This is a genomic window from Flavobacterium hibernum (assembly GCF_000832125.1).
Lineage (GTDB): Bacteria > Bacteroidota > Bacteroidia > Flavobacteriales > Flavobacteriaceae > Flavobacterium > Flavobacterium hibernum.
This window is the reverse complement of record NZ_JPRK01000003.1, coordinates 240738-258417: the sequence shown is the minus strand read 5'-3', so window position 1 is coordinate 258417 and position 17680 is coordinate 240738. Positions and strand designations below refer to the sequence as shown.

General features: G+C 33.2%; 11 protein-coding genes. 9 read left to right on the top strand and 2 right to left on the bottom strand.

The features are described 5' to 3' along the window. The first annotated feature begins 2 nt into the window (after positions 1-2). The 9 genes from IW18_RS03075 to IW18_RS03040 all read left to right on the top strand — a co-directional run bounded on the left by IW18_RS03075 (position 3) and on the right by IW18_RS03040 (position 9491). Positions 3-389 carry a nuclear transport factor 2 family protein gene (locus IW18_RS03075; RefSeq protein ID WP_041516107.1) on the top strand — a complete coding sequence of 129 codons (387 nt, stop codon included), beginning with the start codon at positions 3-5 and terminating at the stop codon, positions 387-389. Positions 390-468: 79 nt separating this feature from the next. After that, positions 469-1539 (top strand): NADPH dehydrogenase NamA, encoded by a 1071-nt coding sequence (gene namA / locus IW18_RS03070; protein ID WP_041516106.1) that lies wholly within the window; start codon positions 469-471, stop codon positions 1537-1539. 18 nt (positions 1540-1557) lie between these two features. Beyond that, on the top strand, positions 1558-1836 hold the full coding sequence (locus IW18_RS03065; RefSeq protein ID WP_041516105.1) for a putative quinol monooxygenase: 279 nt from the start codon (positions 1558-1560) through the stop codon (positions 1834-1836). 37 nt (positions 1837-1873) lie between these two features. Beyond that, positions 1874-2617, top strand: a complete 744-nt coding sequence (locus IW18_RS03060; RefSeq protein ID WP_041516104.1) for an SDR family oxidoreductase — start codon at positions 1874-1876, stop codon at positions 2615-2617. Between the two features lie 672 nt (positions 2618-3289). Further along, positions 3290-4726: a circularly permuted type 2 ATP-grasp protein gene (locus IW18_RS03055; protein ID WP_041516103.1), complete on the top strand. Its 1437-nt coding sequence runs from the start codon at positions 3290-3292 to the stop codon at positions 4724-4726. A gap of 32 nt (positions 4727-4758) precedes the next feature. Next, positions 4759-5712: an alpha-E domain-containing protein gene (locus IW18_RS03050; RefSeq protein ID WP_041516102.1), complete on the top strand. Its 954-nt coding sequence runs from the start codon at positions 4759-4761 to the stop codon at positions 5710-5712. Positions 5713-5716: 4 nt separating this feature from the next. Then, positions 5717-6664, top strand: coding sequence for a transglutaminase family protein (locus tag IW18_RS03045; protein ID WP_041516101.1), 948 nt, complete (start codon positions 5717-5719; stop codon positions 6662-6664). Between the two features lie 1209 nt (positions 6665-7873). Then, on the top strand, positions 7874-8044 hold the full coding sequence (locus IW18_RS23165) for a hypothetical protein (RefSeq protein WP_160113199.1): 171 nt from the start codon (positions 7874-7876) through the stop codon (positions 8042-8044). Continuing rightward, positions 8013-9491, top strand: a complete 1479-nt coding sequence (locus IW18_RS03040) for a recombinase family protein (RefSeq protein WP_041516100.1) — start codon at positions 8013-8015, stop codon at positions 9489-9491. Before IW18_RS23165 ends, IW18_RS03040 begins: the two co-directional genes overlap by 32 nt. Positions 9492-10007: 516 nt before the next feature. Here IW18_RS03040 and IW18_RS03035 read toward each other — a convergent pair. Both IW18_RS03035 and IW18_RS03030 read right to left on the bottom strand, forming a co-directional pair. Further along, entirely contained in the window at positions 10008-10694 is a 687-nt protein-coding gene (locus IW18_RS03035) for a hypothetical protein (protein WP_041516099.1), read from the bottom strand. After that, positions 10648-17130 (bottom strand): ATP-binding protein, encoded by a 6483-nt coding sequence (locus IW18_RS03030; protein WP_041516098.1) that lies wholly within the window; start codon positions 17128-17130, stop codon positions 10648-10650. The genes IW18_RS03035 and IW18_RS03030 overlap by 47 nt, the downstream gene beginning before the upstream one ends. Positions 17131-17680: the final 550 nt, after the last annotated feature.

Below are 17680 nucleotides of genomic sequence, written 5' to 3'. Positions count from 1 at the left end.
TTATGTCAGCAAATCAAAATATCAATACCGTTCAGGATTATGAAGATGTCCTGGCGGCAATGGAAGGTTATGTGAACGGATTAAAAACAGGAAACGTTGCAGCATTAAAAAAGACTTTTCATAACGATGCGATAATGTACGGTCATTTAGGCGATGACCTTTCAGAAGGAAGTATAGACAATCTGTACACCTACGTAGAGAAATTTGGCGCAGCACCCAACATCAAAACCAATCTTACGGTTTTACACAAAACACCTACCACAGCAGTTGTTCGCATTGAAATGGAACACGATGCAGCAGATGAAGATTTCACAGATTACCATTCGTTAATCAAAATTAATGGTGAATGGAAAGTAGTGGCAAAGCTTTTTCATCTGTACACTAAATAATCAAAAATCATTTCGTAAAGTTTTTACTGGGAGCAAAATACTGCTTCCAGTGGAGCTTTGCGTTTAAAAAAAAATAAAAATGTCAAAATTATTCAGTCCATTGACTGTTAAATCAGTTACGTTTAGAAATAGAATTATCACTTCGCCAATGTGTATGTATATGGCTCAGGATGGATTTGCAAGCGACTGGCACCTGGTTCATTATGGCTCAAGAGCGATTGGAGGTGCAGGTGCAGTAATGCTCGAAGCAACAGCGGTACGAGCTGACGGACGTATTGGAGTAGGAGATTTAGGAATCTGGAAAAACGAGCATATCGAAATGCTTACCAGGATTACATCCTTTATAAAAAGTACCGGAAGTGTTCCTGCTATTCAATTGGCTCATGCCGGTAGAAAAGGAAGTACTTGGGCTTCAGGACGTGAAAGTCGCCCTTTGATGCCGGATGAAGATGGTGGATGGCAAGTTATTGCGCCTTCTGCCATACCGTTTTCATCAACAATGCAAACGCCCCGCGAGATGACCTTACAAGATATCGAAGAACTTCAACAAGCTTTTCTAGATGCTGCAGTGAGGGCTTTAATGGCGGGTTTTGAAATGATTGAAATTCACAGTGCCCACGGTTATCTCATTAATGAATTTCTATCGCCTATTCCTAACAAAAGAACAGATCATTATGGCGGCAGTATAGAAAACAGAGCAAGATTTCTATTCGAAATTATCGACAAAGTAAAACAGGTATGGCCTTCAGATCTTCCAATTGCCGTGCGTATTTCGGCTACAGACTGGATGGAAGAAGGGTGGAACATTGAAGATTCAGTTTGGCTAAGCAAAAAATTGTCTGAAAAAGGAATTGATATTGTTGATGTTTCTTCGGGCGGCACAGTTCCAAATGCTAAAATCACAGTAGGTTTCGGTTATCAATTGCCATTTGCAAGCGCCATTAAGCGGGAGTTGAAAGATCAATTATTGGTGGGAACGGTAGGTATGATTACCAATGCACATCAGGCAGAAACGATCCTGACGAATGAAGATGCCGATCTTATTTTTATAGGTCGTGAACTTTTGCGAAATCCTTATTTTTCTTTAGAAGCGGCAAAACAGCTTCGTTCAGAAATTCCTGTTCCCAAACCTTATGAACTTGCATTTTAATACTAAAAAACAAATTTTATGAGTATTTATTTAACTGTTGTTGTAAAAGCAAAACCTGAGCATCAGCAAGAAATCAAAAAACTTTTATACAGTCTCCCTGAATTATCTATCAAAGAAGAGACCTGCATCGAATATGATGTTCACCAAAGCATTGATGATGAAAACATTTTTATTCTAAATGAAAAATGGGAAAGTCTGGACGGATTAAGTCTTCATAATCAACAACCGTATTCAAAGGCGTTTTTCGTATCATTTGACAAATTGCAGGAACAACCGATTATTTATCGATCCAAGTAGTTAGCAACATTTATAGTTGTTTAAAAAAATTAGAAATATGAAAAAATTAAACGAGTCTGTAACCATTATTACCGGAGCATCTTCCGGCATTGGTGCAGCAACAGCATTAAAGTTAGCTAAAGCCGGATCCAACATTGTTTTGGTCTCCAGAGCTGATGATAAAATAGAAAAAGTAAAAAAACAGATTGTAGCTGAAGGCGGTAAAGCCGAAATATTTGTTGCAGACGTAACAGACATTGATCAAATGAAAGCTATGGCAGATTTTGCAATTAAGAAGTTCGGGAGAATAGATAATTTGGTTAATAATGCCGGATTAATGCTGTTTTCTCAATGGAAAGACGTTGCTATTGAGGAATGGAATGCGATGATTGATACTAATATCAAAGGTTATTTGAATGCTATTGCGGCAGTTCTTCCTAAATTATTAGAGCAAAAATCCGGTCATATTCTCAATATGGGATCTGTGGCAGGAATCAACATTGGTGTAGGAGCAGGTATCTATCACGGAACCAAATTTTTCGTTCGGGCGATTACCGAAAGTTTAAGAAAAGAGGTATCTGTGCATAAAGGAATTAAAATAAGCCTGATAAGTCCGGGAGTAATCAATACAGGATGGGCAGACAAAGTAACCAACAAAGAAGGTGCAGCAATTGCAGCCGAGTTGAATAAGCAAGCGATTAAACCTGAAGATATTGCAAATGCAGTATTGTTCGCTTTTGACCAGCCGGATAATGTTAATGTGAACGATATTGTGATAAGTCCAACTTCGCAAGATTGGTAATGTTTAATAAAAAATAAGCAATGAATAAATATAAAAAGCTGTTTGCTCCCTTGTTATTTGGTTAAATAGAGGTAAAAAGCATAAAAAAAAGCCCATTTCGTAAGAAATGGGCTTTTAATTTTGTGACCCTTACTGAACAATTTACAAATCATTTCATGCAAGATTTAAAGAAATTGGCTTATTTTCAAGTTGATTTGTATGATAATTATTTTGAATTTTTAATTATGAGCGGTTTGTATGTATCGTAAGGGTTAAATATTTAAAAACTGTAAAATCTCTGATTTATTAATGAACCAATTTTTTAAATTAATTTTCAAACAATAGAATTTTAAAGCAATATGAAAGTTGAATTTTGTTCTATATAAAGTTAATATATAATTTGAAGATAATCCAGTTCAAAATTTGGTGATGATTTTAGAAATTGAAATTTAATTTTTTTTTTCAAATGTGATGGAACAATTCCTTGAACCACGTCAGAATGTAAAATTCAAAAAAAAGATAGTTATAAAAAATACTATTTTCAAAATTGAAACACTAAATAATGAATTTTGTATAAATGATTTAATTTTTATTAATCAGGAGGTTTGTTGTGTTTTAATTCTTTATTTTAGTTAAAAAAAAGAATATTTTTTAACAGATATATCAAAATGTAATTTATTTAATAATTTTTATATGGCGAAATTGGCACCCACTTTAAATGATAACGGCTGGGATGAAATGTTTTCAAAAGATGGTGTGAGAGATTCTTATAGTCAGGTTTTTAAAACGCTTCAAGGTTTAAGTCATAAAAATTTAACCAGCAAACAACAGCAGGCTTCTGATTTGTTTATGAATCAAGGTATAACTTTTACTGTTTACAGTGATGATGACAACGGAATTGAGCGTATTTTTCCCTTCGATATTATTCCAAGAATTATCACTCAAAAAGACTGGCTGGAAGTAGAGTCTGGAATAAAGCAGCGTTTAATTGCTTTGAATTTATTTCTTGAAGATATTTACAACGAGCAGAATATTATAAAAGAAGGAATTATTCCTGCTGGTTTAATTGCTTCATGTCCGCATTACATACAAGAAGTTCAGGGTATAAAAGTGCCACATAATATTCATGTTCATATTGCCGGAATCGATTTAATTCGTGGTGCAAAAGGAGAGTTTTATGTACTCGAAGATAATTTGAGATGTCCCAGCGGAGTGAGCTATATGTTGGAAAATAGAGAAATTACCAAACGTATTTTTCCAGATATGCTGTCCTCAAACAATGTCAGTATGGTAAGTAATTATCCTATGATTTTTCATAGTATTCTGGTTTCACTTTCTCCTCGAAGTATTTCAAATCCAAATGTAGTTTTACTAACTCCGGGTGTTTACAATTCAGCTTATTATGAGCATACTTACTTGGCGCGCCAAATGGGAATCCCTTTAGTTGAAGGTCGGGATTTAGTAGTCAATAATAGCCGCGTTTACATGAAAACCACTTCAGGTTTGCAACAAGTTGATGTAATTTACCGTCGTTTAGACGATGAATATCTTGATCCATTGGTTTTTAAACCAGACAGTGCACTTGGCGTTCCGGGATTAATCAGCGCTTACAGACAAGGAAATGTCGCACTTGTAAATGCCGTAGGAAATGGCGTTGCCGATGATAAAGCGATTTATGCATACGTGCCCGATATGATAAAATACTATTTGAATGAGGAACCGATTTTAAAAAATGTTCCGACTTATCGAATGGAAAATCTAGACGAACGGGAGCATGTTTTTGCCAACATGGAAAATATGGTTATTAAAGAAACCAATCAAAGTGGTGGCTACGGAATGATTATGGGCAATAAAGCAACGCAACAGGAATTGGATGCTGCCAAAATTGCAATTACCAAAACTCCTAGAAACTTTATTGCACAGCCCATTATACAATTAAGCACAGTTCCGTGTTTGATTGATGGAAAACTTCAATTGCGACATGTCGATTTACGTCCCTACGCTTTATGCGGACCAAAAGGTGTACAAATTGTTCCCGGCGGATTAACGAGAGTCGCCCTGACCGAAGGTTCTTTAGTCGTAAATTCATCACAAGGCGGCGGCAGTAAAGACACCTGGATTATAAAATAGATCATTTTTTAACCTTAAAAAATATTCAAAAAATGGGAGTAAATATGCTTAGTAGAGTTGCAGACGGAATGTTCTGGCTCAACCGATATATGGAACGTACAGACGGAATGCTGCTTACTTTAAATACTTCTTATATTTTATCTTTTGATAAAGAAATTAATGATTCCCAGGGTTACAAACCGCTTTTAGAATATTACACTAATTTATCTCAGGATAAAATTTATTCTATACAATACGACACCACTTATGTCTTAAAATATATTATTTGTGACAATCAAAATGATAATTCAGTTAAAAATTTAGTGGTTAAGGCTCGTGAAAATGCTCGCGGTTCTCAAGATAAAATCACCAAAGAATTATGGGAACATATTAACTCGATGTATCATTATATGAACTCACCGGATTTAACTAAAAAACTGGAAACTACAGATGCACTTAAAATTATTACCAAACTAAACAAGGATTTATTGCTCTACAATGGGATTCTTCAAGTTACGATGCCAAGAGGATTGGGTTGGTGTTTTTCGAGTATTGGCAAACATATCGAGAGATGTTTACAAACCATTTCAATGACTCAGGCTTATTTTGCCCCCATCAATTATAATTTGGAAGGAGAAGAAGATCTGCTTTATTGGCGTCGTTTATTATTGTCACTTTCTGGTTATGAATTGTATTTGAAAAGTTACAGCAATATTTCGCACAACCGCAAAGTAGTACATCAGGTAATTTTCAATAAAGATTTTGCACACTCTGTAATTTACACGCTCGACTTTATTAATACTTATTTGGATTGTTTATTTAAAGACAATGATCTAAGTGAAGCCCGAACTTTAATGAACCAGTTTGGGCGTTTGAAAAGTTATGTTGCTTTTACAGATTATCAGCATTTAACCAATCAGGAATTAGAGGAAGTGCTGCAAAATACAAAAAATCAGCTCATTCAGTTTTCGACAGATTTTTCAAAATTATTCTTTTCTTACACCTAAAAATATGGCGGTTTTCAAAATAGTTCACCTTACAAAATATCAATACAATTATCCTATAAAAGAAAGCATCAACGAAATCAGATTATTTCCGCATCATTTTGAAAATCAAGAAGTACTTCAGTATCAGCTTTTAATCACACACAATCCTGATGTTGATATTTCTGTAGATTATTACGGAAATCGTGTTGGAAATTTCAATGTTTTGGATGCTCATAACGAAATGACGATAGAATCCCGAATGTTGGTTCGTGTGAATCATTCTCTTAAAATTCCAGATATAGATGCCACTTCAGTGGAGGATATTCAGGAAGAGAAACAAAGGAGTATTTTACTATTACGTCTTTGTTATATCGATGAAATTGAGAAACAAAATGAAATTATTGAGATTTTAAACAAAATCAATATTGCGCATAAATCAATAATAGAAATAGCGCAGAAATGTAATACTTATGTGTTTGAGAATTTTACTTACACCAAAGGAATTACCAATATAGAAACTACGGTAGATGAAATTCTTACGCTAAAAAAAGGTGTTTGCCAAGATTTTGCACACATTTTGTTACAGCTTTTGCGTACTGCGGGAATTCCATCTCGTTATGTAAGCGGTTATATTTGCCCTAACGAAAGTGGTCTTCGTGGCGAAGGTGCAACGCATGCCTGGGTTGAAATTTATACGCCAAAACAAGGCTGGCTAGGTTTAGATCCTACTAATAATATTTGGACAATGGACAATCATGTTCGGCTTTCTGTAGGTAGAAATTTTGCCGATTGTAGTCCAATAAAAGGAACTTTTAAAGGATTGGCAAGACAAACACTTTCCGTTTGCGTTTCTATTGGTTACGAAGACGGCCGACAATTTGAAGAAATTAATGACGTACAACTTCAGGAGGTTTCTACTCGAGTTCAGGAACAATTAGACTACATGGATCATTTGCAGCAACAACAGCAATAACCATAAAAAATAAGCAATTTATTTCATTTTAAGAATTTAGTAGTGGTTTGATCAATATATGGTTCGATGGATCTTTTTTATTTTAAACATAATGATTTTGGAGAATACAGAAATGAATTAATTTTCAACCTCAGTTGAGCAACAATTAATAATCGCAGATATGCGAGGGGAAGATTTTAGTAATGATTAAATGATATACTATTTTCTAAATGAGATTTAATTATTTACCATTGAACAGCAATTGCAAAGAATTTAGGATATTATAGAACCTTAATTAATTTTCCATTCTTTGTGTTCGAATCCTGTTAAGTTATTGCACTTTAAATTCAAAATTACTCTTGCTTATTTATTGAAAGATATTTTTTTTTGTAAAATATTATCTGATTCTTATGTCTTTAAAAAAAGTAAACGAAAACAAAAAATCAGATAATATTTATTGATAGATCTTTAAATAAAAAATGGCGCCACTTGTCTTAAGTTGGCGCCATTTGGCTGTTGTGACCTCGAATGGATTCAAACCATAATATTTGTAAATCATATTATGAATTAGATTTTGATTTTATGTAAATTAAGATTATGCTTTTTGAAACAGCAAGTACTACGATTTTAGCACTAAACATATACACTGGTAAAGTATCTTTAAAAAAATGACTTAACTTTTATAACAAAATTAGAGGTAGCTCCAACCAGTGAAATTAGGTTCTTTAAAATATTTTTAACTTTTCTTTAAAACTGTTCGAATCTCCCTTGGAAATTTATTAAAATAAAAACCGTAAAGTACCGAAAACAAAGAGGTTGTTAGTTTTTATTAAATTACGAAATTGTAAAATTGCACACTTGTTAAGCCTCTATTTTATTGATTTTTAACAAAAAAAAAGGCAGAAAATAATATAATTTTCTGCCTTTGTGGAGTTGATGGGATCACAATCGAAGAGCTAATTCCTATATTAATGTTTATAGATAGGCTTGTAAAAAAGTCCTAAATCCCTATATTTAAAAAGGATTTGTGTTTGTTTTGTGTTTTTTTTAAAGCCTTATTATTTTTTTCTTTTTGGATGTTTTTTCCAAAATGGTTCCCTTTTTTTATTTAAAATGTATAAAATGATTGACTCAGGGTGTTCGACAGTTGAACACCTTGTGCTATATACATTAGTACAAGGTGTTGTGTAGAAATAATCTTAGAAATAATTTTGCACCAAAAATTAAATTATGCTAAGTGAATACACAGAAGAAGATATAATTGATATGAAAATATTAAATTGTATCAAACAATTTGAAAATGACAAAGAGGAGCAGTTAACAGAATTAGTTATTGAAATTCTTGTTGAATCAATTTTAAACCAATGCTATGAAGAAAGTAATCAGATATCTACGATTTAGTAGTCTTGGACAAAGTAACAGTTCGATAGAAGCGCAAGAATTATGCACAGACCAATGGATTTTAAATAATAATGTAGAATTAGTTGACACTTTTATTGATGTAGGTAAAAGTGCCAAAACTTTTGAAAGGCCTGATTTTATTAGATTACAGGAATTTGTTTCTAAGTATCATAAAATAGTAGATTATCTGCTTGTTGATCAAATGGACAGATTCAGCAGGAATGCTGGAGAAGCGCTTACATTAATAAAAGAGCTTCAGAAAAAATATAAGATACAGGTTGTAAGTGTTACAGAAGGAATCACCTTTGATTATGAAGTTCCTGGAAACTTTTTTAGAACAGGGCTACAGTTTTTATTAGCGGAGGAAGATAACATAAATCGAAGTATTAAAGTGCGTAAAGGACTATATACAGCTAAAGCAAAAGAAGGACGTTTTATAGGCAGTGTTCCTCCATTCGGGTATAGAAAAAGTGGAATAGGCAAGCAGAGACATTTAGTGATCAATGAAATGGAATCTGAAATTGTAAAGTTTATTTACAAAAGCTATTTGAAGAATGTTCCTCTGTATGTTATTAAAAAAGAAGTTTATGATATGGGATTTGACAGGAAAGGAAATGTTGCCGTAGAAAAAATATTAAAAAACCCTGTTTATGCTGGATTGCTTGAAGTAGAATCATTTAGAGATCTGCCTGGAGGATTATTTCCGGCTGTTCATGAAGCTATTATCGATAATAAAACTTGGAGATTAGTTCAGAATAAGATTAATGAGCCAAAAGGAACAAGAGTTATTTTAGACGAACTGTTGCCGCTGAGAGGGATTTTAAGATGTCACTGTGGTAATCCTTTGACAGGTGCACCATCACGAGGTAAATCTGGAAAATATTTTTACTATTATAAATGTAAATTTCCACGACATAATAATCTAAGTGCTGTGAAAATTCATGATCAGCTTCTTTCTATATTAGAATTAATAACTTTTTCTGAAAAAATGATTGACAATATTATAAGAGGTTGTCGAAAGAAAATAAATAGGGAAGCAAGTTCTAAAAGACTAAAAATGATAAGACAAGAAGATCAGCTCAAAGGTATTGAGATTAAATTTACTATTCTTGAAGAAAAATGGATTACTGGTGAAATAAGTGCCAAGACTTTTGAAAAATGGAGTTTAGAATATCATAGCAAAATGGAACAGCAAAGAGCGTCAATCAAAAGATTGAAATTATTTACAACTAAAGTAATTGAATTATTTGAAGAACACCTTGATTTACTAATTGATATGAAGCAGATTTTCGGTCATGCTTCTTTATTACAAAAGCGTGAACTGATAAAAATTTTATTTAATAACAATTTATATTATCACAACGGTAATTATTATACTAGTGAAATTGACGAATCGCTTATTTATAAGGAATCGTTATTAAAAAGTAAAGGTCTTTTTAGATTATAATTTTTTTAATCCTCCTTTATTTGCAACTAAAAAAAATAAGGAGAAAAAATCAATGCAATTGACCACTATTTGTCAAAATGGAATGACAATTTAAATGGGGTTTATTTTTTTTGATTTCTTCTTAAAATTTAATAATAAATATTGATATTCAGGGAGTTATAAATATGCTGATCAAGCCATAAAGAAAAAGTATGGTTGAAGTGGCCAATTTTTCCATTATAATATAAATTCCATCTAAATAATAAAATGACTAAAAGTTTAATGAAGTTAATTCCATGCTATCAAAAAACTCTGTACGAGCTAATTCTGCTGATGGAGTTACCATTAATGTAATTTTAAAAAAAATGCAGAGGATTTAACGAATGGATCAGTAATTTAAGAATACAATTCAAAATAAATGCATTGGATATCAGTGGATGTGTAAACAAAAATAGGAGTAAAAATCAGAATGATATTCTCTTTTCTCATTCTCCAGTTTTTGTTTGCACATCCAGTCTAAACTGTTTATAAGGAGGATTACTTTGAGAAATAGGATTCTTTAATTTTAATCAGTTCATTTTTCTGTTCATTCAGTAGCTGCTCAAGATTGTTAAATATAAATGTCATTCTTTCCTCATTATCATCAGATAATTGAAAGTCATTTAAATTTATTAATCCTTTTTTGAAATCATATCCAGCAAGTAAATCAATATATTTTATAAAATTAATCTGATCACTGCTTAAAAATTCCATATTATTCTGCATCCATTCTTTATCTTTAGCTAGAAGATCTTTATGAATGTGCATCTGCATAACCTGATCAAAGACTTTTTCAGTGTTATTTTTGACCACATCTACAAAAGACGCCCATTGATTTTTTCTTGGAAGACTGCGATATTCTACCCATCTTGGAAGTATTCTTATTTCTTTTTCCTCGGTAAGAACTTGCAGTATTTCTACAAGCGGACTAAGGTCATCGAGGGGCTTGCGAATTGGGAGTACATCTTTTTCTCTCCAAATCTTGAGTATGATATCGCAGCATTCCTTTTGAAGTATTTTTTTTTCCTCAATGTTAACTGCAGATTCAGCATTGTGAATTAATTCAGCCAGATAATGTGACATCCATCTTGCCATGGTGTTTACAGAATAAACCAAATCGAGTTCCTTAATCAATTTTTTACCCAATTTTATAATCTGTTCCTCTGAGTGTTTTAACTGTTCCATCTTCTTTTATTAAATATAATTTTACATGAGCTCTATTGTCGTCTAATCTGTATGTATATTCTCGTTCTTCAAGCTGTCTTTCTACAACGCACTGTACAATTAAAGACTTCTTTACTGTTTTTAAGATTTTAAGTATGAATTCGCCGTCCGCCTCTAAAATTGTTCCTGAGCTTTCGACCGCATCATTATATTTTCTGTAATGACTGTCTACATCTGAGATGTCATTCCAGTTCTTGTACATACTGATTAATCTGTTTTTATGATGTCCTGTTTTGAATAAATCATCGTATATAAGGTCAAACTGTGAATTAATTGATTTACCAAAGCTTATGTAACCTTTTAAAGTATTGCAAAAAAAGGGGTCATGAGAATCAAGCCCTTCGTATGGAGATGTTATTTCCCTGAGCCATCCCTGTAAAACAAAACCATTTTCATTAATACTGTCTTCCTCCAATTGTTCATCATCTACTTCTTCCTCTTCCTCTTCCTCTTCCTGGAAGGGCAGGGTATAGTCATAACTGTCTTTTGAAGTTTGCAGAGCCCTTAGTAAAGCATCTGCTCCCTTATTTGAAACTAAACAAGATCTGATTGTTATTGTTTCTTCATTGGTGCCTATATGTTTAGAAATTCCTCCAAAAACCTTTAAAAAATTATTTTTGTTATCCAAAAGACCAACTGTTTTATCAAAGTATTCTTCATGAATTGAATTACACCATTGCTTATCAAATGTGTTGAATTCATTTTTCCAGTAAGAATCTTCCATAGGAATGGGGTCACGCAGGTCAGAAAGCCAGAATTTTTCAAATGCATTTGCCTCTGAACTGAGCCAGTAATTCCACTTTTCCCAGTAATATTCTGATTGTACTAAGGGCTTGTTCTCTATGAGATATCCTGCTACGCAATACATTGCATGGTACTCTAGATAAACGGACAGTTTTTCAATTTCGGGGTTATTTCCCTTACGGTTATAGGTTTTACTGTATTCTCTATCATAGAGCTGCCCTCGCAGATAATCATCATCATCGGGATTACCAGAGTATCCCCATTTTTCTGTAATGAACCTGTCTGCTATATCTGCAACATCATACTGGGTCAGACCAAAAGGTTTACCAACCGATTTAAACCAGTATGGCAGTGTTTCGATCCAATTAAAACGGAAATTCCATTTTTTTTCAGGATCCGGAGCATTTTTTTTATTCCGGAGATCTGATTTTTCTACTTTATTAGGCGTCAATTGGCTTTTATTTACAGCATTAATGTTCTGCAGTTCTACTTCTGTATATGTTGAGCTATCAAAGCCGTACAGGTTTAAGCAGGTATTTTTGATATAATGCCGTATAAGAACATGTGGCAGTGCAGGGTCTAGCAACTCGTCATAAAAGAGATTTTTAAATTTAATCAGCGTTTCTGTATTGTCAATAGATATTCTTTCAATAGCTATCCACAGATATAATTTGGCGGACATCCAGTAAAAGTGATACTTTTCGTTTTGAAAGGGCTGAACATCCCTTTTGTTTTGAAGCTCCAGTAAAACTGTTAATACTGTGGTGTTTTTGAATTCGGCTAGCCTTCTTAAAGTGTGAACTGCTCTCCAACGCAGTACTTTGTCTGGATGACCTAATATAAAACGCAGCAAATATGCTATATTCTCAGATGAATCTACAGGCGCTGCTAATTCCTCTCTCCAGCAGCCGTCTGCAAAATCAGGTTTAATTTTTGAATTCCATCGCTGTAAAATCCATGTTAAAAGATTTTCATTGTCAGTTGGTGAAAGTTTAGTCTTGATTAGTTCCAGCGAGCTATATATGGATTCATCAGAAAGAAGATCTATTTTCGTAGGTAAGATTTCTACCATGATATCTGTTAATTCAGCATCTTCAACAGAGAACATGACTCCAAACTGGCGAATTGACCATATACTGAGATGTTCAACGAAGTTAAAATGCTTCAATCTGCTCTGTAGAACAATTTTAAATTTTTCCTTTTTCCAAATTTTAAGGGCAGGATAGTAAGACCATTGCTTAAAAGCTTCCTTCAAGGTATTTTCAAGAGAATCAAAATCCAGTAATTTGTCACTGATATCAATTAAAGCATTTAGAAACTGGATGTATTGTGCAGGTTGGCAGTGCTCTATAATGTCAGTCAGAAGATTCTGTATGCTCCATCTGTGATTATAGCTTTCCTGATTTTTGATAATAATGCAGTCGATTGCTTTTTCAATTTGCTTAGCTGATGTATAATCCAACTGTAGAATATCAATATCATGGCGAAAAGTTTCTTTTTTAAATGTACCCGGCTCTGAGCTATCTGAGATCTTTTTATCAATACTATCTAAAAAGTCGATATAATTTTTAATATCTGTTAATATGGAGTTATGCAGAAATTTTCCGGATTTTACCTGTTCATAAATTTTTCTGATAAAATGCTTATCTTTTATTAGTCTTAAATCGCTAAATAACAATTTTATAAACCTGTTTTTTTGTTCAGAATCAAAGGCTTTATCAAATTCTTCAATCAAACACTTATAAACCTCCTCTAATTCATCGTAGCGATAATTTGTCATTAAAGGAAGCAGTGATGCAGCATTAATTTGATTGAAATATTCTTTGTCAAGTGCTTTATCAATAAGATAAATTATCTGCTGGTCAATTTCGGCGATATTTCTATGATGCCACCTGCATATAACAGCAAATAAAGAAGGCATGTCGAGATTTCCAATTCCCAAAAGCCCTGCAGTGTAGGGCAGGTGATCTTTGTCGTAAGCGTTAAGTTTTACATCACAGTATTCTATAAATCTGGCATATTCAAATGCCAGCTTTGGATTTGATGCAGGTATTCCCAATTCAGACAGATAAGATATACTCTGGATCTGTATAAAAGCTTCATAGTCTATTTCTGAAGTTGCTTTAACAGCTTCATCAAAAAAATATTTTGAAAATGAATTGTCAATTTTTCTGCTGAAAAGCAGACATTTGATATAATCATCAGTAGCTTCTTTTGCAGATAATTCAGAATTTTTTATCATCTGGTCACATTCATCCAAAATTTTATAAGAAGTTTTAAGCAGATCCCGGTGTGAAATTATTGTGCGCAGTATTTCAAATCTTATTCTTAACCTGCCAGTCTGGCCGTCAAATGATTTCAAAATAAAATCTATTCTTTCTGGGGTGCTATCAAGTAAAAGTGCAGAGTTAACTAATTTTCCTGCAAGAAATAAAAATCTATCGTTAGACCAATGTCCAAATTGATGCTTAAATTCGTAATTTTTTGCTACAGTATTACATATTTCTTCGAATTTTTCCTCGCATTCAGTAGCAGAAATTCGTCTAGTCTGCAAATCTGAATATAATTGGTAGATAGGAATGGCGCAATTGAAAAATAAAAAAAATTCACGTTTGTCGTCCTCTATTCTATTTCTTTCTTTTGTATCTTTTATCTTACCTATATTTTTGAATTTATCGGGTAAAAAATGATCAATAGTACTTTGTTGACTTTTTAAAGACAGTAGAAGAGTTTCTTTTGCTAAGCAGATGTCCATTAAAATTTCTTCATGCTTATCGGAGTAGTCACTGTAGAAAAAAGGAATTTTTTCTACAGGCTTAACTTTGATAAAATCAAGAATCTCTAAGGTTATTTTTTGATCCACTTTATGATAGGCTAATATATCGCAGAACTGGACAACGAGTCTTATTAGTTTGTGTTTAAACTTAATTTTTTTTCTTGCCATTACAGCACAGAGATGCCGGGCAACAACAGTTAAATCTGTGCTAACAGGCAGATTGTATTGAAATTGTCTGCAGATTAGAAAGATTTTTACATCTATTCGGAAATGTGTGTACTTACCCCAGTTTTCAATATCGTTATTATCAGAAAAAGCCAAAATATTTTCGGCCAGATAATTTCCTGCGGATAAACGTATTTCCCGAGGTATCCATCTATTGAGGTTGTCTATTGCTTTTTTAACTCCAGATAATCGTAATACTGTTTCTGTTTCGTATGCAATATCAAGACTGGTGATTGGATAATCTCTCCGCTGATCATCTTTTAACTTATTTCTCCAGTTTAACCATTCCTTTGCTGTTTTCAGATGCTTTATTGCTGTTTCTCTGCTTTCAGGTTTTCGTGAGCATATCCCAGCAAGTTTTAAGTGAAATGCCCCAGCCCATGGCTTTTCATCAGATTTTAATTTTAGACGGGATAGAGAAAGGTCATCTCCGTAACTTGCTACTAAGTCCGGATATTTAATCAATAATTGATTTAACGCCTTATCAGTTTTTGATTCTTCGGCGGCAATAAATAGAAGTTTGAAGAATGTTAATTCATCGCCAATATCTCTGCTTACTTTTAAAGCTAGTTTGGTTCTATTAATATAAACTTGCTTATTTCTAATAGGATCTTTAGGAAAGACCAGTGCTTTTCTGTTTAATACAATGTCTACCAGTTCTTGTTTGAATCCAGCGTTAAATAAAAGCCCTCCTAAATTTACTGAGGCATACTCATCTTGGTCTGATTTGTTAAAAAAAAGAAGTGCCGTCTCTTGAAGATGTTCAAAAGAAATCTGATAGCTTTCCCTAATATAATTTTCAAAATCTTCATCCCTGAAGCTAAAAAGTTCCCCGTCCAAAATCAGCCCGTTCCAGATGTCAGAGGACAGGTCTTCAAGAAATTTGGAATCGACTTTCATTATCTCTGATAAGTAGCTAATCGGCACAGGTCTTGGCAGTGAAATTAGTAGTTTGAAAAAATGCTCAATGAGTTTTCTTTTGTCTTTTCCTACTCTAAGCAGAGCTTGTTCAATTTTATCCAGAATTAAATCTTCTACTGCTTTTCCATTTGGTTTAAGGTAGTTTATTACCTCATTTATTCCCTGTCTTTTAAGATGTAGTGAGTAAAACTGCACACGTGGGATTCCCTTAGTATAATTGTGAAATTCTAAAACTTCATCAGCTGTAATTTTAGCAAAATTATTTTTTAAGAAAAGCGCTGATTCAACGATACTGAATGGTTTTAATTCAATGTCGATATACTTCGAGGGCAGGTTCAGAGTTTCTTTTCTATAAGTCCTTGAAGTAGCAATAATGTGGCATCCTGACGGAATTTCCATATTAAGGAGATCTTGGACAAAACTTTTTTCTCCACATTGATCAGCGGCAGTAATACTGTTATCGGCAGCATCTATAACAAGAACAAGACAAGATAGAGGTTCTCTATTTCTCAGCACCGCTACCGCATCTTTGATTCTTTTGATAAATTCTTTTAAATAAACGTCATCAGATTCATTCTGAAGAAGTAGAAACTCTGATCCGATTTTTTTTGCCATTTCGTTAGAGAGCTGAATAATCGCATTTCGATGTAAATGACGCTTGTCTTCTGGATTCTGGTATTTGCCTGCTCCATAACAGTCAAATAAAATGCATTGTGAATGAGCAGGAAGCTCATTTTTTATCTGCTGCGTTATGGTAGATTTTCCAATGCCGGCTCCGCCATGAATGCAGATTGGCTTATAGGAAGTATTTTTGTGAATTACAGTAATAATCTCCTGCAGCTGCTCCCTTAAGATCACACTTGGATTATGTTCAAAATTTTGAGATACAGGAAACAGGTTTTCAATACTGCTGAATCCGAAGCATGCGAGGGTATCAATTAAGGTTAAGGTTCTTTCATCACGGTTTTCGGGCATCATTTTGTCCCATATCATTTTAAAAAGTGAATTGAACTGGTTTTTAGACCTGATACTTGTTTTGGCAATTGATTTTACTAATTCAAAATTCAGTGTCTGTCTTGATGCTGTACCTGAATCCTCAAAATTCAGTAGCCTTAGAAAGTCGCAGAATTCATAAACAGTAAGTCCGGAGGCTTTACGTAATTTAACGAACGGTTCTTTCACAAATTTTGGGAACTCATTTAAAACGGAAGTAATGCTTAAAGGCCTTTTGTTTCTTTTTAGGAAATCTTGAATCTGTATTATTTGCGATAATTGCGAAGCATTAACATTCCTATTGGTGACCAGTTTTATTGTTATTTTCTCTAAAGCTTTTTCCCGCCCAAATTCACACAAAAATGTTTTGTACACTTCGGCAAGTCTGTGAATGACAGAACCGTGAAACGAGCTTGATTTTTTGCCTTCGTACAGTTTTGAAAAGGTGAAATTTTCGCTAGAGCGTCTAGTGCTGTATTTTAATTGTGATATGACAATAGAGTCAGAACTCAGAAAATTCTCACCTCCATAGTATTCCGTTAAATCAATTCCTAAAAACTTCTCGCCTGTAGGATCAATTTTCTGTGAAAGGTTTTTTTCGAAGCCTTCAATTGTAACGGCCTTTAGGCCTGAATTATCAAAGTTTAATAATTCCAGTGATTTTTTAATAGTCCAAAGTATGTGAAAATCATCTCCCGCACTTGATAAGTCGGCATCAGATATAGTAGGTTTATCCATATAGTATCAGCAGCTGTATAACAATAAAAATTAGTAAAAAAATCTAATTAGTAAACAGCATAAAAATAAGATAAAATATTAAGAAATTGTTTTAAATTGTCTTCACTTTTCAACTGCAGCATCCAGATGCCAATCTGCAATATCATCCCCAACCAATGTTTTGAGACCCATTCTGGTAGAACTTTGCAAACACCTCAAATAAAGGAGTGCCAATAGATGTATAAAGGTGTTTAATGTGTTACAAGTTAGATCTTTACTGTTTTTTTTTTTTCAATGCCGAGTTTTTACTTCTACAGAAAGCAATTTGCTACAATTACACCATAAAATTAAAGTTTTTTTCTTTACATCTAATTTTATATAGTTTACGAGATTAAAATAGTCTTTTTTAGCAGTCGAACACCTTTTTACGTTATTATTTATGAAATTAAGTTTTTTTTTATATTTTTTAACTTTTTTTTAAAAGAGTTCGACAACTTTGAGCAAATTTAATAAAGTGAAAAATGTAAAGTACCGAAAACAAAGGGATCGTTAGTTTTATTTAAATTACGAA